A 20,072-nucleotide genomic window follows, 5' to 3' on the forward strand; every position below is an offset into this window, starting at 1 on the left:
GTCCGGGAACAGTTCAGGTCACAAGGCATCCAGACGCCGCCCGGTCAGGGCAGCCTGGATACCACGGTTCATGCGCGCAGCGGCAAAGGCCTCGGTCCCCTTGGCCAGGGCCTCGACCGCCTCGGTGATGGCTTCTGCCCGCTCTCCGGCCTTCGCCGATTGCAGCGCCTGGAGGAGGCCATCGATCTCCCCCCTCTCCTGCGCAGACAGCAGATCGCCGTCGGCCGCCAACGCGGCCTGGGTGGCCAGGCTCATGCGGTCCGCCTCCACCTGGGCTTCGCGCAAGGCGCGGGCCTGCATGTCAGCCTCGGCGCTGGAGAAGCCCTCCTTGAGCATGCGAGCGATCTCCTCGTCGGCCAGCCCATAGCTGGGCTTGACCTGCACCGTCGCTTCCACGCCGGAGGTCTGCTCGCGTGCGGAAACGCTCAGCAAGCCATCGGCGTCCACCTGGAAGCTGACCCGGATGCGCGCGGCGCCGGCCGCCATCGGTGGAATGCCCCGCAGTTCGAAACGGGCCAGGGAGCGGCAATCGGACACCAGCTCGCGCTCACCCTGCACCACGTGGATGGCCATCGCGGTCTGGCCATCCTTGAAGGTGGTGAAGTCCTGGGCCTTGGCCACCGGGATGGTGGTGTTGCGCTCGATCACGCGTTCCACCAGCCCGCCCATGGTCTCCAGGCCCAGCGACAGCGGGATCACATCCAGCAGCAGCAGTTCGCCATCGACCGCGTTGCCCGCCAGGGCATTGGCCTGGATGGCGGCGCCGAGCGCCACCACCTGATCCGGATTCAGATTGGTCAGTGGCGGCCGGCCGAAGAACTCGCCCACGGCGGCCTGCACCGCCGGCACCCGGGTCGAGCCCCCCACCATCACCACACCCTTGACCTCGTCCCGCGTGACACGGGCATCGCGCAGCACGCGACGCACCGCTTGCAGGGTGCGGTCAATCAGGGGGCGGGTCAGCCCGTCGAACTGGGCACGGCTGATCGACACGGCCAGCGCCTGACCATCCACAGACGCACGCAGTTCCACGACGTCGGACGCCGTCAAGGCCTCCTTGGCCGCCCGTGCGGCCACCAGCAGACCCCGCTTGTCCTGGGGCGTTTTCGGCACCAGGCCAGCGGACTCGGCTGCCCAGTCGGCCAGGGCATGGTCGAAGTCATCGCCCCCCAAAGCAGCGTCGCCCCCAGTGGCCACCACCTCGAACACCCCGCGCGAGAGTCGCAGCAGGGAAATGTCGAAAGTGCCGCCGCCCAGGTCGTAGACGGCGTACAAGCCTTCAGAGCCGTTGTCCAGGCCGTAAGCCACCGCCGCGGCCGTGGGTTCGTTGATCAGTCGCAGCACGTTGAGGCCCGCGAGCTGGGCAGCGTCCTTGGTGGCCTGGCGCTGGGCGTCGTCGAAGTAGGCCGGCACCGTGATCACCGCGCCGAAGATGTCGTCGTTGAAGGTGTCCTCGGCCCGGAAACGCAGCGTCGCCAGAATCTCGGCCGACACCTCGACCGGTGTCTTCAGGCCCTGCCGCGTCTGCAGAGCCACCATGCCGGGCTGGTCGACGAACTGGTAAGGCAGCTTTTCGTGACCAGCCACATCCGCCAGTCGTCGCCCCATGAAGCGCTTGACCGACACGATGGTGCTCTCGGGATCCTCGGCCTGTGCCGCGGCCGCATCCCAGCCGATCTGACGCCCACTGCCGTCCAGGTACCGCACCACCGACGGCAACATCACCCGTCCCTGCCCGTCGGGCAGGCACTCGGCCACCCCGTGGCGCAAGGAGGCCACCAAGGAGTTGGTGGTCCCCAGATCGATGCCGACCGCAATGCGGCGTTGGTGGGGATCCGGCGCCTGGCCGGGCTCGGAGATCTGCAGCAGTGCCATGAGAGGAATTCAGGAATCCAGAGCTTCCAGTCGACGGTCGATGTCGGCCCGGAAGCGGTTCACGAACATCAGCGCGCGAACCTGTTGTGCCGCCGCGGCGGCATCGTGGGCTTGGTCGAGCAGGCGTTCCAGCTCGGCCAGCATGTGTTGTTCTTCAGCGGCCACCTGGCGGTCAAGTGCCTCGACGGCGGCCAGCCCGACAGCCTCGTCCAGCGCCTCGCGCCATTCCATCTGCTGCATCAGGAAGCTGGCGGGCATGGCCGTGTTGTTCTCGGCGCCCACCTCGACCCCGGCGAGTTCGCACAGATAGCCGCCACGGGCCAGCGGATCCTTCAGCCGACGGTAGGCTTCATTCACGCGCACCGCCCATTGCATGGCCACCCGCTGGGCGGCGGCCCCCTCGGCCGCAAAGCGGTCGGGATGCACTTGGGCTTGCAGTTCACGCCAGCGCTGATCCAGGGCCGCACGGTCCAGCTTGAACCGCCGAGGCAGGCCAAACAGGGTGAAATCGTCGTCTTGCAGGTTCATGCCGAGAGTCGCTTTTCGTAGAACACGGACAAACCGTTGTCCGGATAGCCGGCAAACGGTCCCCGACGCGTGTAGCCACAGCGCTCGTACAGACGAATCGCCTCGTGCTGGTCGCGTCCGGTCTCCAGCGTTGCAAGGGACAGGCCGGCGGCCAGCAAACGCTGCTCCAGCAGGCTCAGCACCTGCTCGGCAATACGGCGCCCGCGGGCGGCCGGTGCCACGAACATGCGCTTGACCTCGCCATAGGGCTGACCGGCGGTGTCGGGCTCACCCGGCATGCGGCGGATGGCCCCGCAGCCCACCAGGCGCTCGTCCAGTTCCGCCACGAGAAAGTCGACGTCCGGCGCCAGCAACGCCGCCACGTCGAGGATGTGGTTGTCTTCCGGCGCATACAGGCCGCCCAGGTAGGCATCCAGCGCATCCAGCAAGGCCACGACCTCGGGACGGTCGGCCCGCTCGGGACGGATGACGAGGGCGGAATCGGAAGACATGGACATGCAGAGACAACAAAAAAGCGCGGCCCAGAGGCGCCGCGCCGATGACCTGGGGCCGACATTGTCGGCGAAACCTGAGCCCGTCTGGGCGACAGGGGACTCAGATGCGGAAGGACTCCCCGCAACCGCAACGGTCCTTCTCGCGCGGATTGTGGAACTTGAAGCCCTCGTTGAGTCCTTCGCGGACAAAGTCCAGCTCGGTGCCGTCGATGTAGGGCAGGCTCTTGGGATCCACCAGAACCTTCACACCATGCTCTTCGAAGATGATGTCCTCGGGCGCGACTTCATCGGCATACTCCAGCTTGTAGGCCAGGCCGGAGCAGCCGGTGGTCTTGACGCCCAGACGCACCCCCACCCCTTTGCCACGGCGGCTCAGGTAGCGGGTGACATGCCGGGCGGCGGCTTCGGTGAGCGTGACAGACATGGCTTCAGTCCACCTTCTCCGCGCTGGTGGCCTTGGCACGGTAGTCGTCCACCGCGGCCTTGATCGCATCTTCGGCCAGGATGGAGCAGTGGATCTTCACCGGCGGCAGCGCCAGCTCTTCGGCGATCTGGGTGTTCTTGATCTCCAGCGCCTGGTCCAACGTCTTGCCCTTGACCCATTCGGTCACCAGCGAGCTCGAGGCGATGGCCGAACCGCAGCCGTAGGTCTTGAAGCGGGCATCCTCGATCAGGCCGGTGGCCGGGTCGACCTTGATCTGCAGCTTCATCACGTCGCCGCAGGCCGGTGCACCGACCATGCCGGTGCCCACCGTGTCGTCACCCTTGTCGAAGCTGCCCACATTGCGGGGGTGTTCGTAGTGGTCGATGACCTTGTCGCTGTATGCCATGTTGCTAACTCCTGATCTTCAAGGTGCGGCGCTCAGTGCGCGCTCCACTGGATGGATGACAGATCGATGCCGTCGCGGTACATGTCCCACAGCGGGGACAGCTCACGCAGCTTGGCCACGCGGTCCTTCAGTGTGGCAACGGCGTAGTCGATCTCTTCCTCGGTCGTGAAACGACCGATGGTCATGCGCAGGGACGAGTGCGCCAGCTCGTCGCTTCGGCCCAGGGCGCGCAGCACGTAGCTGGGCTCCAGGCTGGCCGAGGTGCAGGCCGAGCCGGAGGACACCGCCAGGCCCTTGACGCCCATGATCAGCGACTCGCCCTCGACATAGTTGAAGGAGATGTTCAGGTTGTGCGGCACCCGGCGGCTCAGGTCGCCGTTGATGAAGACCTGCTCGATCTCGGTCAGTCCCTTGACCAGGCGCTCGTGCAGCGCACGGATGCGCGGCAGCTCGATGGCCATCTCTTCCTTGGCGATGCGGAAAGCCTCGCCCATGCCGACGATCTGGTGCGTGGGCAGCGTGCCCGAACGCAGACCGCGCTCATGGCCGCCGCCGTGCATCTGGGCCTCCAGCCGCACGCGGGGCTTGCGGCGCACGTACAGCGCACCGATGCCCTTGGGGCCATAGCTCTTGTGCGAAGCCAGGCTCATCAGGTCGATGGGCAGGGTCTTGACGTCGATCTCGACCTTGCCGGTGGCCTGGGCCGCATCCACATGGAAGAGCACGCCGTGCTCGCGGCAGATCGCGCCCAGGGCCGGGATGTCCTGGATCACGCCGATCTCGTTGTTCACGAACATGACCGAGGCCAGGATGGTGTCGGGCCGGATGGCGGCCTTGAAGGCCTCCAGGTCCAACAGGCCATCGGGCTGCACGTCCAGGTAGGTCACCTCGAAGCCCTGGCGCTCCAGTTCACGCATGGGGTCCAGGATGGCCTTGTGCTCGGTCTTGACGGTGATGAGGTGCTTGCCCTTGTCCTGGTAGAAGTGGGCCGCGCCCTTCAGCGCCAGATTGTCGGATTCGGTCGCACCGCTGGTCCAGACGATCTCACGCGGATCCGCGCCGATCAGGTCCGCCACCTGCTGTCGAGCCTTCTCCACCGCTTCCTCCGCCTCCCAGCCCCAGGCATGGCTGCGCGACGCGGGGTTGCCGAAGTGCTCCCGCAGCCAGGGAATCATGGCGTCCACCACGCGGGGGTCCACCGGGGTGGTGGCGCCATAGTCCATGTAGATCGGGAAATGCGGGGTCATGTCCATGATGAGTCTTCTTGATGGCGCAGCCACGGCCCGCCCATCGGCGGCCGCCCTGCCCTGACGAAACAAGCAGCGTGAAAGAGTGAGAAGGACGCCGTCGACTTACTTGGAAAAGGCGTTGCCCAGGGCGAACACGGAGTTCGGCGCCGTGACCTTGATCGGCTTGACCACGGGGACCGAGGAAATGGCCCGTTTGACGGGGGCCTCTTCGATGGTCACGCCCTTGGCCAGTTGGTCGTCCACCAGCTTGCGCAGGTTGATGGAGTCGAGGTACTCGATCATCTTGGCGTTCAGGTTGGCCCAGAGTTCGTGGGTCATGCAACGGCCGATGTCGTCGCCCATGCAGTTTTCCTTGCCGCCACAGCCCGTGGCGTCGATGGGCTCGTCCACGGCCACGATGATGTCGGCCACGCTGATTTCCTCGGCCTTGCGGCCCAGCGAATAACCCCCACCCGGGCCACGGGTGCTTTCCACCAGTTCGTGGCGGCGCAGCTTGCCGAACAGTTGCTCCAGGTAGGACAGGGAGATCTGCTGACGCTGACTGATGGCAGCCAGCGCCACCGGCCCATTGGTGGACCGCAGGGCCAGATCGATCATCGCCGTGACGGCGAAACGGCCTTTGGTGGTCAGACGCATGTGAATCTCCTGTCAACTCGGTTGGCGATCGGGCTACCGCACCATGCCGCAGCACCGCTGAACAGCGGCCTCGCCACCCCACCCCCACAAGCAGGGGAAGGGTCAACCCTCGGGCTATCCCGAGTGTTTTGGTCGATTATATACGAAGCCGAGTCTTTTAGTCGAGATTGACGGCGACAAGTTCCCAGCCTCGGTGGCAGACGCAGTTCCAGGGGGCAAAAAGCAAGATCGCCGCCAGCGTGGAGACGCCTCCGCGAACCGTCACACGCCCGTCATGGGCAGTTGGTCCAGAAAGTTCCGGCAAGCCAGCTCGATCATGTCGAGCACCTGCTCAAAACCTTGGGCGCCCCCGTAGTAAGGGTCGGGCACCTCGCGCAGCGGATGATCGGGGGCGAAGTCCATCAGCAGACAGACGCGCGACCGCAGCGCAGGGGGACATTGTGCCCTGAGCGCGACCAGATGGCTGCGGTCCAGCGCCAGCAGCCAGTCGAATTGGGAGAAGTCCGCCAATCCGACCTGTCGGGCTCGCAAGCCACTCAGGTCCAGGCCACGGCGCGCGGCATGGGCCTGCGAACGGTGGTCCGGCGGCTCGCCCACATGGTAGCCGGCCACCCCGGCGGAGTCGACTTCAATGCGTTCGCCCCAGCCACGCAGGGCCACCTGCTGGCGCAGCACGGCCTCGCCGGTGGGCGAGCGGCAGATGTTGCCGGTGCAGACGAAGAGAACACGGATCACAGGCCCCTCTCCGATCGCGTGCCCGCCTCAGGCCTTGGCCGGGAACGGCACCACATTGCCATCGTGGACCGGTCCCCCGCCGAAAGCCTGCTCGCGCAGCTGCGCCAGCTGGTCCCGCACCCGGGCGGCCTTCTCGAACTCCAGGTTGCGGGCGTGTTCGAGCATCTGCTTCTCCAGGGCCTTGATGCGCTTGGACAGGTCCTTCTCGGACAAGGCTTCAACCTCGGCCGCCTGCTGGGCCAAGCGCAAGTCGTCCTGGCCGGACTTGTCTGCCACCACGCCATCGATCATCTCGCGCACCTGCTTGCGGATGCCGCGCGGCACGATGCCGTGGGCCTCGTTGTAGGCCACCTGCTTGGCCCGCCGCCGCTCGGTCTCGCCCATGGCCTTCTTCATCGACTCGGTGATGCGGTCGGCGTACAGGATGGCCCGCCCGTTCACGTTCCGCGCGGCGCGGCCAATGGTCTGGATCAGGCTGCGCTCGGCCCGCAGGAAGCCTTCCTTGTCGGCATCCAGGATGGCGACCAGGCTGACCTCGGGAATGTCCAGGCCCTCGCGCAGCAGGTTGATGCCCACCAGCACGTCGAAGGTGCCCAGGCGCAGGTCGCGGATGATCTCCACCCGCTCCACCGTGTCCACGTCGGAGTGCAGGTAGCGCACCTTGACGCCGTTCTCGGTGAGGTAGTCGGTCAGCTGCTCGGCCATGCGCTTGGTCAGTGTGGTGATCAGCACCCGCTCGCCCTTGTCCACCGTGATCCGGATCTCCTGCAGCACATCGTCCACCTGGTGGGTGGCCGGCCGCACCTCGACCAGCGGATCCACCAGGCCGGTGGGCCGCACCACCTGCTCGACCACCTGGCCGGCATGGGTCTTCTCATAGTCGGCCGGCGTGGCCGAGACGAAGACGCACTGCCGCATGCGGCGCTCGAACTCGTCGAACTTCAGCGGCCGGTTGTCCAGCGCGCTGGGCAGGCGGAAGCCATATTCCACCAGCGTGGTCTTGCGGGCCCGGTCGCCGTTGTACATGCCGCCGAACTGGCCGATCAGCACATGGCTCTCGTCCAGGAACATCAGCGCGTCGGCGGGCATGTAGTCCACCATGGTCGGTGGCGGCTCACCGGGCTTGGCGCCCGAGAGATGGCGTGAGTAGTTCTCGATGCCCTTGCAGTGCCCCACCTCCTGCAGCATCTCCAGGTCAAAGCGGGTGCGCTGCTCCAGGCGCTGGGCCTCGACCAGCTTGCCCTCCTTGACGAAGAAGTCCAGGCGCTCGCGCAGCTCGGCCTTGATGCCTTCGATGGCGGCCAGCACCGTCTCGCGCGGCGTCACGTAGTGGCTGGCCGGATAGATCACGAAGCGCGGGATCTTCTGCCGCACCTGACCAGTCAGCGGGTCCAACAGCGCCAGCCCGTCGATCTCGTCGTCGAACAGCTCGATGCGCACCGCCAACTCGGAGTGTTCGGCCGGAAAGACATCGATGGTGTCGCCCCGCACGCGGAAGGTCCCGCGGCCGAAGTCCATGTCGTTGCGGGTGTACTGCATGCGGATCAGATGGGCGATCAGGTCGCGCTGCCCCACCTTGTCGCCCACCCGCACGATCAGCCGCATCTGGGTGTAGTCCTCGGGCTTGCCAATGCCGTAGATAGCGCTGACCGAGGCCACCACGATGGTGTCGCGCCGTTCCAGCACGCTCTTGGTGGCCGACAGCCGCATCTGCTCAATGTGCTCGTTGATCGCGCTGTCCTTCTCGATGAACAGGTCGCGCTGCGGCACATAGGCCTCGGGCTGGTAGTAGTCGTAATAGCTGACGAAGTACTCCACCGCGTTCTTCGGAAAGAACTCGCGGAATTCGCTGTACAGCTGTGCGGCCAGTGTCTTGTTGGGCGCAAAGACGATGGCCGGCCGGCCCAGGCGGGCGATCACGTTGGCCATGGTGAAGGTCTTGCCCGAGCCGGTCACGCCCAGCAGGGTCTGGTAGGCCAAACCGTCCTCAATCCCTTCCACCAGTTGATCGATGGCCGCGGGCTGGTCCCCGGCGGGCGGATAGGGCTGGAAGAGCTGGAAGGGTGAGCCCGGAAAGCTGACGAACTGCCCCTGGGGGCTCTCTCCAGCGGACTCGGCCTGGGCAGCGGTGACGGCGCTGGCATCGGACATGGGGTCTTCCCTTGGTGAACGCGTAAAATCCCGGCACCGGTCGACAGCCGTCGCCCGGGCAATCTGACAGCGTAGCGCATTCGCCGAATCAGCGCCGACTGTCCGCATTCACCGCACACATCCTGAACAGGACTTCTCCATGTCGCTCTTCGCTGCCGTCGAAATGGCCCCGCGCGACCCCATCCTGGGTCTGAACGAACAGTTCAACGCGGACACCAACCCCGCCAAGGTCAACCTGGGCGTGGGGGTCTACTACGACGAGAACGGCAAACTGCCCCTGCTGGCCTGCGTGAAGGCCGCCGAGACCCAGCTGGTCGAAGCCGCCCGCGCCCGTGGCTATGTGCCCATCGACGGCATTGCCGCCTACGACAAGGCTGTGCAGAACCTGGTCTTCGGCGAAGGCAGCGAGGTGCTGACCGCCGGCCGCGTGGCCACCGTGCAGGCCCTGGGCGGTACCGGCGGCCTGAAGGTCGGCGCCGACTTCCTGAAGAAGCTCAACCCCACCGCCAAGGTGCTGGTGAGCAACCCCAGCTGGGAAAACCACCGCGCGCTGTTCATCAACGCCGGCTTCGAAGTCGACAGCTACCCCTACTACGACGCCGCCAAGAAGGGCGTGGACTTCGACGGCATGCTGGCCTGCCTGAACGCCGCGCCTGCCGGCACGGTCGTGGTGCTGCACGCCTGCTGCCACAACCCCACCGGCTACGACATCTCCCCCGCCCAGTGGGAGCAGGTCATCGCCGCGGTGAAAGCCCGCAACCTGGTGGCCTTCCTGGACATGGCCTACCAGGGCTTTGGTGACGGCATCGCCGAAGACGGCGCGGTCGTCGGCCAATTCGTCAAGGCCGGCCTGAGCTTCTTCGTCGCCACCTCCTTCTCCAAGAGCTTCTCGCTCTACGGCGAACGCGTGGGCGCGCTGAACGTGGTCTGTGACACCAAGGACGAAACCGCCAAGGTCCTGTCGCAACTGAAGATCGTCATCCGCACCAACTACTCCAACCCGCCGACCCACGGCGCCCAGGTGGTGGCCACGGTGCTGAGCACCCCCGCCCTGCGGGCCCAGTGGGAAGAAGAGCTGGCCGGCATGCGCAACCGCATCAAGGCCATGCGCGCCAAGCTGGTCGAGCGCCTGCAGGCGCAGGGTGTGAAGGGTGACCTGAGCTTCATCACCACCCAGCGCGGCATGTTCAGCTACTCCGGCCTGAGCAAGCCCCAGATGGAGCGCCTGCGCAGCGAGTTCGGTGTCTACGGCGTTGATTCCGGCCGCATCTGCGTCGCCGCCCTCAACGACAAGAACCTCGACTATGTCGCCTCGTCCATCGCCAAGGTGATGTGATCGGCCGCTGAGCCAACGGGCGCGGGCCGCGGGAGAATGCCCGCCATGAACCTGCGCCCGCCCCCGCCGGCCGCGCCCAAGGCGCACCGGCTGATCTACCGCCCGCCTGTGCAAGGCCGGGACTACTGGGTCCTCGACAACGCCCTGCCCGACCCGCTGGCTGTGCGACAGCGCCTGCTGGCGCGGCAGGATTGGGTGCTGGGTGCGCCCCATCGACCGGAATCCTGGCCGGGTATGCGGGCCCAGCCTGCCCTCACCCCCGAGGAGCTTGCGCCCCTAGAAGCCTGGGCCCGGCAGCAGACCGGCCAGAAAAAGCTCTTCGCCGTCGGTGCCGGCCTGCAAGGCAGCCAGTTCAACCACAACTGCGTGCAACTGGTGGGCGCGGGCGAATCCGGCCCCCGGCCCCATACCGATTCGCGCAAGCTGTGCAAGTACGCGGCCGTGCTGTACCTCAATCCGGAGGTGCCTGACCATTGCGGCACGGCACTCTACCGGGTGCGTCTGCCCGATGGTTCCTTGGGTGGCAACACCCTGCCTGCCCGCTTCGCCAACTTGGTCGAAGCCCTGGACAGCCGCTTCGTACCACCCGACCTGTTCGTGCAGGACCTGGCCTTCGACCACCGCTTCAACCGGCTGGTCATGTACAAGGCAGATCTGATCCACAGCGCCACGGCCTACTGTGGCAGCACGCTGGAAACCAAGCGCATGACCGTCGTCATGTTCTGGATGGCGTGACGCATTCCCTTCGGGTGAATGCGGATGGCAACATCCCCGATGCGCGGCCGGATGTTGCGGTGCACAATGGCGTCTGATTTCCCTGACCTTCCACACTGATCTGGCAGCCTCGGCCAGCCAGACGCCCCGCCGGCCCGGCCGGCACCACCGCGGAGTGCCTCATGCTGTATCAGATCTACGAGACCCAGCGCGCGCTGCTGGCACCGTTCTCGGAATTCGCCAGCGCCACGGCCAAGCTGTACAGCCACCCCCTGTCGCCGTTCACCCATGTGCCCCTGTCCCAGCGCTACGCCGCCGGACTGGACCTGATGCACCGCATCACCAAGGAGTACGAGCGACCCGAGTTCAACATCCAGACCGTGGGTGTGGGGGGAGTGCCCGTGGCGGTGCAGGAACAGCTGGCCGTCCACAAGCCCTTCTGCGACCTGATCCGCTTCAAGCGCTTCACCGACGACGCCGGGGCCCTGGACCGCATGAAGGGCCAGCCCACCGTGCTGGTGGTGGCCCCCCTGTCGGGCCACCATGCCACCCTGCTGCGGGACACGGTGCGCAGCCTGCTGCAGGACCACAAGGTGTACATCACCCGCTGGACCGATGCCCGGCTGGTACCGCAGGAAGACGGCGAGTTCCACCTCAACGACTATGTGGGATACGTGCAGGAGTTCATCCGCCACATCGGGCCGGATGTCCATGTGATCTCGGTTTGTCAGCCCACCGTGCCCGTGCTGGCGGCCATCTCCCTGCAGGCCACCACGGGTGACGTGGTGCCGCGCAGCATGACCATGATGGGGGGGCCCATCGACGCGCGGCGTTCACCCACGGCGGTGAACAACCTGGCCATGAGCAAGAGCTACGAGTGGTTCGAGAACAACGTGATCTACCGCGTGCCGCCGAACTACCCCGGCGCAGGCCGGCGCGTGTACCCCGGCTTTCTGCAGCACACCGGCTTTGTGGCGATGAACCCGGACCGCCACCTCAGCTCGCACTACGACTACTTCCTGGACCTGGTGCGCGGTGACGGCGAGAGCGCCGATGCCCATCGTGAGTTCTATGACGAGTACAACGCCGTGCTGGACATGCCGGCAGACTACTACCTCGACACCATCAAGACGGTGTTCCAGGACTTCGCCCTGGTCAATGGCACCTGGGTGGTCGATGGCGTGCGGGTCGCCCCGGAAGACATCACGACGACGGCCCTGCTGACCGTCGAAGGCGAGCGCGACGACATCTCCGGTGCCGGCCAGACCCGGGCGGCCCATGACCTGTGCCTGGGCATTCCGGCCGACCGGCAGTTCCACTACGACGTGGCGGGTGCGGGTCACTACGGCATCTTCTCGGGCCGCCGCTGGCGCGAGAACGTCTATCCGGTGGTGCGGGACTTCATCGCGAAGTTCAACCAGGCGGCGCCGGCCGACAGTGCTGGCGCACCGAAGGCCCCGGCCCGCAGGCGCAGCGCCGCCCCCAAGACCGCCACGGCCTGATCCTCCTCGGGGGCCTGTGCCGCAGGCGCCCCGATAATCAAGGGCGTGACGCACCCGCCCGTATCCCCCATTCCCGCCGTGGCGACACCGCCCCTGGATGAGACCCTGGTCCAGCGCATCGAGGATGCCCTGCCCCAGACCCAGTGCACCCGCTGCGGTTACCCGGACTGCCGTGCCTATGCCCAGGCCATCGCCCAGGGTCAGGCCGGGATCCACCAATGCCCCCCAGGTGGCCAGGAAGGGGTGGCCCGCCTGGCCGGCCTGACCGGCCTGCCCGAACGACCGCTGGATACGACGCGCGGCATCGAGGCCCCACGCGCCGTGGCGGTGATCGACGAGACCTGGTGCATCGGCTGCACGCTGTGCCTGAAAGCCTGCCCGGTGGACTGCATCGTCGGGACCAACAAGCGCATGCACACCGTGATCGAAGCCCAATGCACGGGCTGCGAGCTGTGTGTCCCCGTCTGCCCGGTCAGCTGCATTGCGATGGCGCCGGTGAGCGGCGACCGCACGGGCTGGGCCGCCTGGAGTACCGAGCAAGCCGGCGAAGCCCGTGCGCGCTATGCCTTCCACCAGATGCGGGTGCAGCGCGACAAGCGGGAACACGACGAAGCCCTGCTGGCCAAGGCCGTGCACAAGCTCTCCGACCTGGAGAACCAGACCCGGCACACCGACCCAGAGGTGATCGCCCGCAAGCGGTCCGTGATCGAGGCCGCCATCGCACGCGCCCGTGCATTGCGTGAGCCCCGCGAGGGCTCCCCCACCGACGACGCCAGCGCACCATGATGTCCCCCAAGAAGGTCGAGCGTTTCTTCGCCACGCTGCAGGCCGCCAACCCCCACCCCGAAACCGAGCTTGTCTACAGCAATCCCTTCGAGTTGCTGGCGGCCGTGCTGCTCTCGGCCCAGGCCACCGACGTCGGGGTGAACAAGGCCACCGGCCCGCTGTTCAAGGTGGCCTCCACACCCGCTCAAATGCTGGCACTGGGTGAGGAAGGCCTGATCGGCTACATCAAGACCATTGGCCTGTACAAAACCAAGGCCAAGCACCTGATCGAGACCTGTCGCATGCTGGTGGAGCGTCATGGTGGTGAGATCCCCCGTGACCGCGAGGCGCTGGAAGCCCTGCCGGGCGTCGGCCGCAAGACTGCCAATGTGGTGCTGAATGTGGCCTTTGGCGAGCCCACCATGGCGGTGGACACCCACATCTTCCGGGTGTCCAACCGTACCGGCCTGGCCCCGGGCAAGACGCCACTGGCGGTGGAGCTCTCGCTGCTCAAGAGGGTCCCCAAGGCCTATCGGGTGCATGCCCACCACTGGCTGATCCTGCACGGGCGCTATGTCTGCCAGGCCCGCAAGCCCCGCTGCGGGGCCTGCCAGGTCGCCGATTGCTGCGAATTCCCCGACAAGACCACGGCGATCTGAGATCGCCGCCGAGGCAACCGGAGACGGGAGGGCTCCAGAAATGCCAAGGGCCACACGAGGTGGCCCTGAAAGCAACCGGCCCTGTGGCTTGCCTTCAGGCAATGGGGCCGGGATCCTGCGACGCCGGTAACGGGTTCCGGTGTTCTGCCCAGTGCTGCAGTCGGTTTGTCGTCTCAGTGGTTCCCATTGTGCACCGGGTCCGATGACACCATCGTGACAAGTGAAGGGCATTGACCGCCCATCTCTGCCCGTGTGGAAACCCCTCTGAATCGCTCAGTCTCTTGTACACGTCGGTGACCGAGGCGCAGGATGGGGAGGTTTTCGACTTTCCACTGCCGCTGTGCCCCTGGAAGCCAAAGTCCGCACCGTGCTGGACCGCCACGCGCACCAGCCCCATGCCCTGCTGCAGATCCTGCGGGAGCTGCAGGCCGAGCTGGGCTGGTTGCCTCGCCAAGCCCTGATGGCTGTGGCCCAGGCCACTGGGCGCACCGTGGCGGATGTCGAGGGCGTGGCCAGTTTCTACCGCTTCCTGCACCTGGTGCCGGTGGGGTCCCACCGGGTGCTGTTCAGCGACAACATCACCGATCGCATGTTGGGCAGTGCAGCCCTGATGGAGCGCCTGTGCCAGCGCCTGGGCGTGAAGCCAGGCGAAGTGCGAGCCGACGGACAGGTGAGCGTGGCCCGCTGCTCCTGCACCGGCCTGGGGGATCAGGGCCCCGCTCTGCTGATCAACCACCACCAGGTCATCACCCGCCTGACTGCTGACCGGGTGGATGCCATTGCCGACTGCATCGAACGCCAGGTGCCAGCGGACCAGTGGCCGGCCGAATGGATGCAGGTGGAGGACCAGGTCCGGCGCGAGGACGTGCTGCTGGGCACGCCATTCACCCCGGGCAACGCCCTCCGGGTCGCCCGCACCCTGGGGCGCGAAGGCACGCTGGACCAGGTCCAGCGCTCGGGCTTGCGCGGCCGCGGCGGTGCGGGCTTTGCTACCGGCCTCAAATGGGAACTGTGCAGGGATGCCCCGGGCGCCCAGCGCTGCGTGGTCTGCAACGCCGACGAAGGCGAGCCCGGCACCTTCAAGGACCGGGTACTGCTGCGCCGCCATGCCGATCTGGTGTTCGAGGGCATGACCCTGGCGGCCTGGGCCGTGGGCGCCAGCCGGGGCTTCGTCTATCTGCGCGGCGAATACCGCTTCCTGCTGGAAGCGCTGAACGAGGTGCTCCAGCGGCGTCGCGCCGCTGGCCTGCTGGGCACAGGCATCCAGGGTGAGGCGGGCTTCGACTTTGACATCGAGATCCATGTCGGCGCAGGTGCCTATGTCTGCGGCGAGGAATCGGCCCTGCTCAACTCGCTGGAGGGACACCGTGGCACCCCCCGCATCCGCCCGCCCTTCCCTGTGGAGGTGGGCTACCTGGGCCAGCCCACCACGGTCAACAACGTCGAGACCTTTTGTGCTGCCGCCCACATCCTGCTGCGCGGTGGGGACTGGTGGGCCGGCCTGGGTACACCAAAGTCCACTGGCACCAAGGTCCACGCCATCTCGGGCGACTGTGCGCGGCCCGGCCTGTACGAGTACCCGCTGGGCACGCGCATCGAGCAGATGCTGGAGGACTGCGGAGCCACCGACACCCAGGCGGTGCAGGTGGGTGGACCCTCGGGCACCTGCCTGTCGGTGACCGAGTTCGGGCGGAGCATCGCCTACGAGGACGTGCCCTCCGCCGGCGCACTCATGGTCTTTGACCGCCGCCGCGACATGTTCGAGGTGGCCCGCAACTTCGCCCACTTCTTCGCCCACGAGAGCTGCGGCTTCTGCACGCCCTGCCGCGTGGGCACCGAACTGCTGGCCCGCCGCATGGACAAGCTGGCCGCCGGCCAGGGTTCGCGCCACGACATGACGGTGCTGCAGGAGCTCGACACCCTGCTGCACCAGAGCACCCACTGCGGCCTGGGCGCAGCGGCCTGCAACCCACTGCGCGACACGCTCTTGAAGTTCCGCCCCAGCTACGAGCGGCGGCTGCAGTCGCTGCACTTCCTGCCCGCACTGGATCTGGACGCCGAGCTGTCCATCGCCCGCGCGGCCACCGGCCGCCAGGACGCCGCCGCGCACTGGCCCCCCACCCACCCGACCACCTCATGAGCCGCTACACCGCATCCGGGCTGAGCTTCCTCCTCGATGGCGAGGAGGTGCCGATGGCGCCGGGCGACACGGTGCTGCAGGCCGCCCACCGCGTCGGCCGCTACATCCCCCACCTGTGCTGGCACCCCGGGCTGCCGGCCCATGGCTCCTGCCGCCTGTGCATGGTGAACTTCAACGGCCGGCCCGTCTCGGCCTGTACGGCGCTGGCCGCACCGGGCGCGGTGGTCGAGTGCCAGACGCCGGCGCTTCAGGCCGAGCGCCGCACCCTGCTACAGATGCTGTTCGTCGAGGGCAACCACTTCTGCCCCTCCTGCGAACGCAGCGGCAACTGCCTGCTGCAGGCCACGGCCTACCAGCACGAGATGGCCGGCCCGCACTTCGAGGAGTTCTATCCCGACCGACCGGTAGATGCCTCCCACCCCGACATGCTGCTGGACCACAACCGCTGCATTCTCTGTGGCCTGTGCGTGCGCGCCAGCGAGTTGCTGGACGGCAAGTCGGTGTTCGCCATCGCCGGGCATGGCACCCAGTGCCACCTGGTGGTCAACAGCCCGAGCGGCCAATTGGCCGATTCGGCCCTGAGCGTGCACGACCAGGCTGCGGGCATCTGCCCGGTGGGTGCGCTGATGCCCAAGCGGGTGGGCTTCAAGGACCCCATCGGCCAGCGCCGCTACGACCTGCACCGGGTGGATGAGCCCCACAGTCAGGAAGCGGCCCCGCCCGCCAGCGAGGACGCCCCATGAATGATGCCGCCCCCTACCCTGCGCCACCGGCGCGCAAGCTGCGCGTGGCTACCACATCGCTGGCAGGGTGCTTTGGCTGCCACATGTCGCTGCTGGACATCGACGAACGCCTTCTCACACTGATCGAGCATGTCGAGTTCGACCGTTCGCCGCTGACCGACCTGAAGTCCGTCGGCCCCTGCGACCTGGGCCTCATCGAAGGCGGTCTGTGCAACGCCGAGAACATCGAGGTGCTGCAGGCCTTCCGCGCCCAGTGCAAGGTGCTGGTGGCGGTGGGAGCCTGCGCCATCAACGGTGGGTTGCCGGCACAGCGCAACCGCTTGGACATTGGCGACGTGCTGCGCGAGGTCTATGTGCACCGCCCCGGCACGCGCGAGGACGCCCAGGTGCCCAGCGACCCCGAACTGCCCCTGCCACTCAACCAGGTGCGGCCCATCCACGAGGTGGTGCTGATCGACTACGAACTGCCGGGTTGCCCCCCCTCGGCCGACACCTTCTGGGCCTTCTTCACCGATCTGCTGGCCGGCCGCACGCCGCGCCTGGCCCACGGCCAGATCCACTACGACTGACGCCATGGCCTCCCCCGACCTGGAAACCGCCGCCCACCCCGAAGGCCTGCGCCGCGTGGCCATCGACCCCGTCTCGCGGGTGGAGGGCCATGGCAAGATCACGCTGCTGCTGGACGAGCACAACCGGGTGCAGCAGGCGCGGCTGCACATCGTCGAGTTCCGTGGCTTCGAGGCGTTCATCCGCGGCCGCCCCTACTGGGAAGTGCCGGTGATGGTGCAGCGCCTGTGCGGCATCTGCCCGGTGTCGCACCACCTGGCGGCCTGCAAGGCGCTGGACCGCGCGCTGGGCATCACCACCCTGACGCCCAGCGCCGAGAAGTTGCGGAGGCTGATGCACTACGGCCAGGTGTTGCAGTCGCATGCCCTGCACTTCTTCCACCTGTCCTCGCCCGACCTGCTGTTCGGCTTCGACTCGGAGCCCACGCGGCGCAACATCGTCGGCGTGGCCCAGGCCCACCCAGACATCGCCCGCCAGGGCGTGCTGTTGCGCAAGTACGGCCAGGAGATCATCCGCGCCACCGCGGGCAAGCGGGTGCATGGCACCGGCTCGGTGCCCGGCGGCATGAACCGCCATGTCAGCCATGAAGACCAGGCGATGCTGCGTGCCCAGGCCGACCAGATGGTGCAATGGGCCCAGGGCGCCGTGCAACTGGTGCAGCGTCTGCACGCCCAGAACCCGGCGCTGTACGACGGCTTTGCCCGCAGCCCGGCCCATCTGATGTCGCTGGTGCGGCCCGATGGCGCACTGGACCTCTACGACGGCCGGCTGCGGGTGCGCAGTGCCCAGGGCGCGCTGCTCCACGAGCAGGTGGACGACCAGCGCTACCTCGACCTGATCGAGGAAGAGGTGCGCCCCTGGAGCTACATGAAGTTTCCCTACCTGCGCAGCCTGGGCCCGGCCGAGGGCTGGTACCGGGTGGGGCCGCTGGCCCGGGTGCAGGCCTGTGACCGCATCCCCTCGCCGCTGGCCGAGTTCGAACGACAGGCCTTCGTCGCCCACGGCCAGGGGGCCCTCATCGACGCGACGTTGGCCTACCACTGGGCCCGCATGATCGAGGTGCTGCACACCGCCGAAGTGGTGCACGACCTGCTGGACGATCCGGACATCCTGGCCGGAGAGTTGCTGAGCACGGGGCAGCGCGTCGGTGAAGGCGTGGGCATCATCGAGGCGCCCCGCGGCACGCTGATCCACCACTACCGGGTGGGCGACGACGACCTGGTCACCCACTGCAATCTGATCGTCTCGACCACCCACAACAACCAGGCCATGAACGAGGCGGTGCGGGCGGTGGCCCGCGAACAGTTCGATGGCCGCGAGATCACCGAAGGGCTGCTCAACCAGATCGAGGTGGCCATCCGCGCCTACGACCCCTGCCTGTCCTGCGCCACCCACGCGATGGGCCGCATGCCATTGGAAGTGGCGTTGGTCGATGCGGCTGGCCAGGCCCTGGACCATGTGGCCAGATCGCCCGAGGGGCGCTTCACGCGGCTGGATGGCCCGCTGACGTGGACGGCCTGACCCCTCTTCCGCCCTCAGACCCGCCCGCCGCCCGCCTGCTGTTGGCCTGGGGCAACCGCAGCCGTGGCGACGACGCCCTGGGGCCTCTGCTGCTGGACCGCATCCAGCGCTGGCTGGCACAACAGCCAGCGGCTCTGCGTCGTGCGGTCGAGTGCCTGGAAGACCAGCAGTTGCAGATCGAGCATCTGCTGGACCTGCAGGGGCGGCAAACCGTGCTGTTCATCGATGCGGCAGTCGGCCTGCAGACCCCATTCAGCGCCATGGCGCTGACGCCTTGCCGAGACAGCAGCTTCACCAGCCACGCCCTCTCCCCACAGGCCTTGCTGCAGGCCTATCGGGATGTGCTGGGGGAACGCCCTCCGCCGTGCCAGCTGCTGGGTCTGCGCGCCAGCCAGTTCGGTCTGGACAGCGCCCCCAGCCCGCAAGCGCTGGCGGATCTGGACGCGGCCGAGGCTTGGCTCCGGGCCTGGTTGCAGCAGGCCACGGCCTGGTGAAACCGTGGCCTCACCGGCCGACACGGATCAATAGCCGCGGAAAGACGCCGACTGCAGACGACCCAGCCGCGCCGACAGCGCAGGTGCTCGCAGCGCCGCGGCCCAGCGGGTCAAGCGGGAGGGTGACAAGCTCTGTCTCAGGTGAAAGAAGTCCGCCGAGTCCTCGCTCAGAAGGTCGAGGGACTGCAGGGAGGGCAACGCCCCGCTGGCCAGGCGCTCGCCCAGACGGGCGCACAGGTAGGTCAGCGCCAGGGTTTCCGCACGGCCGGGATCGGACGAGACCGCAGGCTGCGCCAGCCAGTCCGCTGCATCGCAGGCACTGGCGATGATGGGCTCCGGCAAATCCCAATCGCGCATCAGCAGCCGCCCCACCTCACAGGAGCCCACCCCCAGCAAGTCCTGCTCGGCCCGGGTCCGGCCCAAGTGATCGGGTTGATCGGTCGCGGTCAGCAGACGGGTTGGCGTGGTGGCCGTCACGGCCAGGCGCCCGAGAAAGGACAGCAGCACCGCACTGCCCACGGCCCCCGGATCGCGGATGGACAGCGTGTGGGTCATCACCTGAGCCATCTCGCAGGCCAGCGCGCTGCTCTGCCAGACCCGGTCCAGCATGGCCTGCCGCTCTGGCGCTTCCTGGGCAAAGCTCTGCATGAGCGCATAGCGCAGGCAGATGGTGCGCACCTGCGTCAGCCCCAGAAAAGTCACGGCCTGGGCCACACTGGCCACCGGCGTCTGCAGGCCATAGAGCGGTGAATTCACGGCCGACAGCAACTTGCCCGCAATCACCGGCTCCGCAGCGATCAGCTCCACCAGCCGCGCCGCACTGGCCTCGCTCAGGAGGTCCACGGCGGCCAGATGCTGCATCAGTCGGGAAGGTCGCGGAATGTTGCGGAACACCGAGGTGATCGAGGCACGGCGCTCGAGCGGCAACTGATCGGCATGAACCACGCAGAAGCCGACCAGCGCCTGGGGTACAGGCTCGGGGAGCAATGGGGGCGCATGCGCGTCGCCATCTGTGGCCACGGCCTCGAGTGGCGGCATGGGCGGGTCCTCGTTCAGGGTCTCCGACGCATCGGATGCCGACGGCCTGCGCCGCCACGCCGCGGCGCCTCCCAGCAACAGCAGGACGAGCAAT

Annotated in this window: 20 protein-coding genes; 10 read left to right on the top strand and 10 right to left on the bottom strand. The window is 67.4% G+C overall.

The features are described from left to right. Positions 1-18: 18 nt before the first annotated feature. The 9 genes from hscA to uvrB form a co-directional block, all read right to left on the bottom strand. Complete coding sequence (gene hscA, locus M0L44_RS20545) at positions 19-1,875, bottom strand: Fe-S protein assembly chaperone HscA (RefSeq protein ID WP_252772053.1); 1,857 nt, start codon at positions 1,873-1,875, stop codon at positions 19-21. 9 nt (positions 1,876-1,884) lie between these two features. Continuing rightward, positions 1,885-2,403 carry a Fe-S protein assembly co-chaperone HscB gene (hscB, locus tag M0L44_RS20550; RefSeq protein WP_252772054.1) on the bottom strand — a complete coding sequence of 173 codons (519 nt, stop codon included), beginning with the start codon at positions 2,401-2,403 and terminating at the stop codon, positions 1,885-1,887. Continuing rightward, positions 2,400-2,894 carry a GNAT family N-acetyltransferase gene (locus tag M0L44_RS20555; RefSeq protein WP_252772055.1) on the bottom strand — a complete coding sequence of 165 codons (495 nt, stop codon included), beginning with the start codon at positions 2,892-2,894 and terminating at the stop codon, positions 2,400-2,402. Before M0L44_RS20555 ends, hscB begins: the two co-directional genes overlap by 4 nt. A 103-nt stretch (positions 2,895-2,997) precedes the next feature. Then, on the bottom strand, positions 2,998-3,321 hold the full coding sequence (iscA, locus tag M0L44_RS20560; protein ID WP_252772056.1) for an iron-sulfur cluster assembly protein IscA: 324 nt from the start codon (positions 3,319-3,321) through the stop codon (positions 2,998-3,000). Between the two features lie 4 nt (positions 3,322-3,325). Then, on the bottom strand, positions 3,326-3,727 hold the full coding sequence (gene iscU, locus M0L44_RS20565; RefSeq protein ID WP_252772057.1) for a Fe-S cluster assembly scaffold IscU: 402 nt from the start codon (positions 3,725-3,727) through the stop codon (positions 3,326-3,328). Between the two features lie 32 nt (positions 3,728-3,759). Beyond that, entirely contained in the window at positions 3,760-4,980 is a 1,221-nt protein-coding gene (locus M0L44_RS20570; RefSeq protein WP_252772058.1) for an IscS subfamily cysteine desulfurase, read from the bottom strand. A gap of 99 nt (positions 4,981-5,079) precedes the next feature. Further along, the gene (gene iscR / locus M0L44_RS20575; RefSeq protein ID WP_022979017.1) at positions 5,080-5,613 is read right to left on the bottom strand and encodes a Fe-S cluster assembly transcriptional regulator IscR; all 534 of its coding nucleotides are present in this window, start codon (positions 5,611-5,613) and stop codon (positions 5,080-5,082) included. Between the two features lie 261 nt (positions 5,614-5,874). After that, a complete protein-coding gene (locus M0L44_RS20580) occupies positions 5,875-6,348 on the bottom strand; it encodes a low molecular weight protein-tyrosine-phosphatase (protein ID WP_252772059.1) in 474 nt (157 codons plus the stop codon). Positions 6,349-6,375: 27 nt separating this feature from the next. Beyond that, positions 6,376-8,499: an excinuclease ABC subunit UvrB gene (uvrB, locus tag M0L44_RS20585; protein ID WP_252772060.1), complete on the bottom strand. Its 2,124-nt coding sequence runs from the start codon at positions 8,497-8,499 to the stop codon at positions 6,376-6,378. A gap of 139 nt (positions 8,500-8,638) precedes the next feature. On the opposite strand from uvrB, the gene M0L44_RS20590 reads away from it, so the two are divergent. The 10 genes from M0L44_RS20590 (at position 8,639) to M0L44_RS20635 (ending at position 18,940) form a co-directional block, all read left to right on the top strand. Next, positions 8,639-9,835: an amino acid aminotransferase gene (locus M0L44_RS20590; RefSeq protein ID WP_252772061.1), complete on the top strand. Its 1,197-nt coding sequence runs from the start codon at positions 8,639-8,641 to the stop codon at positions 9,833-9,835. Between the two features lie 45 nt (positions 9,836-9,880). Then, entirely contained in the window at positions 9,881-10,570 is a 690-nt protein-coding gene (locus M0L44_RS20595) for a DUF6445 family protein (protein ID WP_252772062.1), read from the top strand. A 161-nt stretch (positions 10,571-10,731) separates the two neighbouring features. Next, positions 10,732-12,051 carry a polyhydroxyalkanoate depolymerase gene (locus M0L44_RS20600; protein WP_252772063.1) on the top strand — a complete coding sequence of 440 codons (1,320 nt, stop codon included), beginning with the start codon at positions 10,732-10,734 and terminating at the stop codon, positions 12,049-12,051. Positions 12,052-12,096: 45 nt separating this feature from the next. After that, on the top strand, positions 12,097-12,837 hold the full coding sequence (gene rsxB / locus M0L44_RS20605) for an electron transport complex subunit RsxB (protein ID WP_435526448.1): 741 nt from the start codon (positions 12,097-12,099) through the stop codon (positions 12,835-12,837). Continuing rightward, positions 12,837-13,475, top strand: coding sequence for an endonuclease III (gene nth, locus M0L44_RS20610; RefSeq protein WP_252772064.1), 639 nt, complete (start codon positions 12,837-12,839; stop codon positions 13,473-13,475). The genes rsxB and nth overlap by 1 nt, the downstream gene beginning before the upstream one ends. A gap of 340 nt (positions 13,476-13,815) precedes the next feature. After that, positions 13,816-15,615 carry an NAD(P)H-dependent oxidoreductase subunit E gene (locus M0L44_RS20615; RefSeq protein ID WP_252772065.1) on the top strand — a complete coding sequence of 600 codons (1,800 nt, stop codon included), beginning with the start codon at positions 13,816-13,818 and terminating at the stop codon, positions 15,613-15,615. Further along, positions 15,612-16,358, top strand: coding sequence for a 2Fe-2S iron-sulfur cluster-binding protein (locus M0L44_RS20620; RefSeq protein WP_252772066.1), 747 nt, complete (start codon positions 15,612-15,614; stop codon positions 16,356-16,358). The genes M0L44_RS20615 and M0L44_RS20620 overlap by 4 nt, the downstream gene beginning before the upstream one ends. Continuing rightward, a complete protein-coding gene (locus tag M0L44_RS20625) occupies positions 16,355-16,927 on the top strand; it encodes an NADH-quinone oxidoreductase subunit B family protein (RefSeq protein WP_252772067.1) in 573 nt (190 codons plus the stop codon). Before M0L44_RS20620 ends, M0L44_RS20625 begins: the two co-directional genes overlap by 4 nt. A 4-nt stretch (positions 16,928-16,931) precedes the next feature. After that, complete coding sequence (locus M0L44_RS20630) at positions 16,932-18,446, top strand: Ni/Fe hydrogenase subunit alpha (protein WP_252772068.1); 1,515 nt, start codon at positions 16,932-16,934, stop codon at positions 18,444-18,446. Then, positions 18,434-18,940 carry a hydrogenase maturation protease gene (locus tag M0L44_RS20635; protein WP_252772069.1) on the top strand — a complete coding sequence of 169 codons (507 nt, stop codon included), beginning with the start codon at positions 18,434-18,436 and terminating at the stop codon, positions 18,938-18,940. The genes M0L44_RS20630 and M0L44_RS20635 overlap by 13 nt, the downstream gene beginning before the upstream one ends. Positions 18,941-18,967: 27 nt before the next feature. On the opposite strand, the gene M0L44_RS20640 is transcribed toward M0L44_RS20635, so the two are convergent. Then, positions 18,968-19,978: an HDOD domain-containing protein gene (locus M0L44_RS20640; RefSeq protein WP_252772070.1), complete on the bottom strand. Its 1,011-nt coding sequence runs from the start codon at positions 19,976-19,978 to the stop codon at positions 18,968-18,970. Positions 19,979-20,072 lie beyond the last annotated feature (94 nt).

Origin of the sequence: Ideonella oryzae (genome assembly GCF_024055665.1) — a bacterium.
In the GTDB taxonomy this organism is placed as follows: Bacteria; Pseudomonadota; Gammaproteobacteria; order Burkholderiales; family Burkholderiaceae_C; genus Ideonella; species Ideonella oryzae.

What these genes read in the sequence shown, in the direction of transcription:
- nth (WP_252772064.1), top strand. Translation starts at nt 12,837, where the DNA reads ATGTCCCCCAAGAAGGTCGAGCGTTTCTTCGCCACGCTGCAGGCCGCC.
- M0L44_RS20570 (WP_252772058.1), bottom strand. Translation starts at nt 4,980, where the DNA reads ATGGACATGACCCCGCATTTCCCGATCTACATGGACTATGGCGCCACC.
- hscA (WP_252772053.1), bottom strand. Translation starts at nt 1,875, where the DNA reads ATGGCACTGCTGCAGATCTCCGAGCCCGGCCAGGCGCCGGATCCCCAC.
- M0L44_RS20595 (WP_252772062.1), top strand. Translation starts at nt 9,881, where the DNA reads ATGAACCTGCGCCCGCCCCCGCCGGCCGCGCCCAAGGCGCACCGGCTG.
- M0L44_RS20630 (WP_252772068.1), top strand. Translation starts at nt 16,932, where the DNA reads ATGGCCTCCCCCGACCTGGAAACCGCCGCCCACCCCGAAGGCCTGCGC.
- uvrB (WP_252772060.1), bottom strand. Translation starts at nt 8,499, where the DNA reads ATGTCCGATGCCAGCGCCGTCACCGCTGCCCAGGCCGAGTCCGCTGGA.
- M0L44_RS20620 (WP_252772066.1), top strand. Translation starts at nt 15,612, where the DNA reads ATGAGCCGCTACACCGCATCCGGGCTGAGCTTCCTCCTCGATGGCGAG.
- M0L44_RS20625 (WP_252772067.1), top strand. Translation starts at nt 16,355, where the DNA reads ATGAATGATGCCGCCCCCTACCCTGCGCCACCGGCGCGCAAGCTGCGC.
- M0L44_RS20640 (WP_252772070.1), bottom strand. Translation starts at nt 19,978, where the DNA reads ATGCCGCCACTCGAGGCCGTGGCCACAGATGGCGACGCGCATGCGCCC.
- M0L44_RS20555 (WP_252772055.1), bottom strand. Translation starts at nt 2,894, where the DNA reads ATGTCTTCCGATTCCGCCCTCGTCATCCGTCCCGAGCGGGCCGACCGT.
- M0L44_RS20600 (WP_252772063.1), top strand. Translation starts at nt 10,732, where the DNA reads ATGCTGTATCAGATCTACGAGACCCAGCGCGCGCTGCTGGCACCGTTC.
- M0L44_RS20590 (WP_252772061.1), top strand. Translation starts at nt 8,639, where the DNA reads ATGTCGCTCTTCGCTGCCGTCGAAATGGCCCCGCGCGACCCCATCCTG.
- iscU (WP_252772057.1), bottom strand. Translation starts at nt 3,727, where the DNA reads ATGGCATACAGCGACAAGGTCATCGACCACTACGAACACCCCCGCAAT.
- iscR (WP_022979017.1), bottom strand. Translation starts at nt 5,613, where the DNA reads ATGCGTCTGACCACCAAAGGCCGTTTCGCCGTCACGGCGATGATCGAT.
- iscA (WP_252772056.1), bottom strand. Translation starts at nt 3,321, where the DNA reads ATGTCTGTCACGCTCACCGAAGCCGCCGCCCGGCATGTCACCCGCTAC.
- hscB (WP_252772054.1), bottom strand. Translation starts at nt 2,403, where the DNA reads ATGAACCTGCAAGACGACGATTTCACCCTGTTTGGCCTGCCTCGGCGG.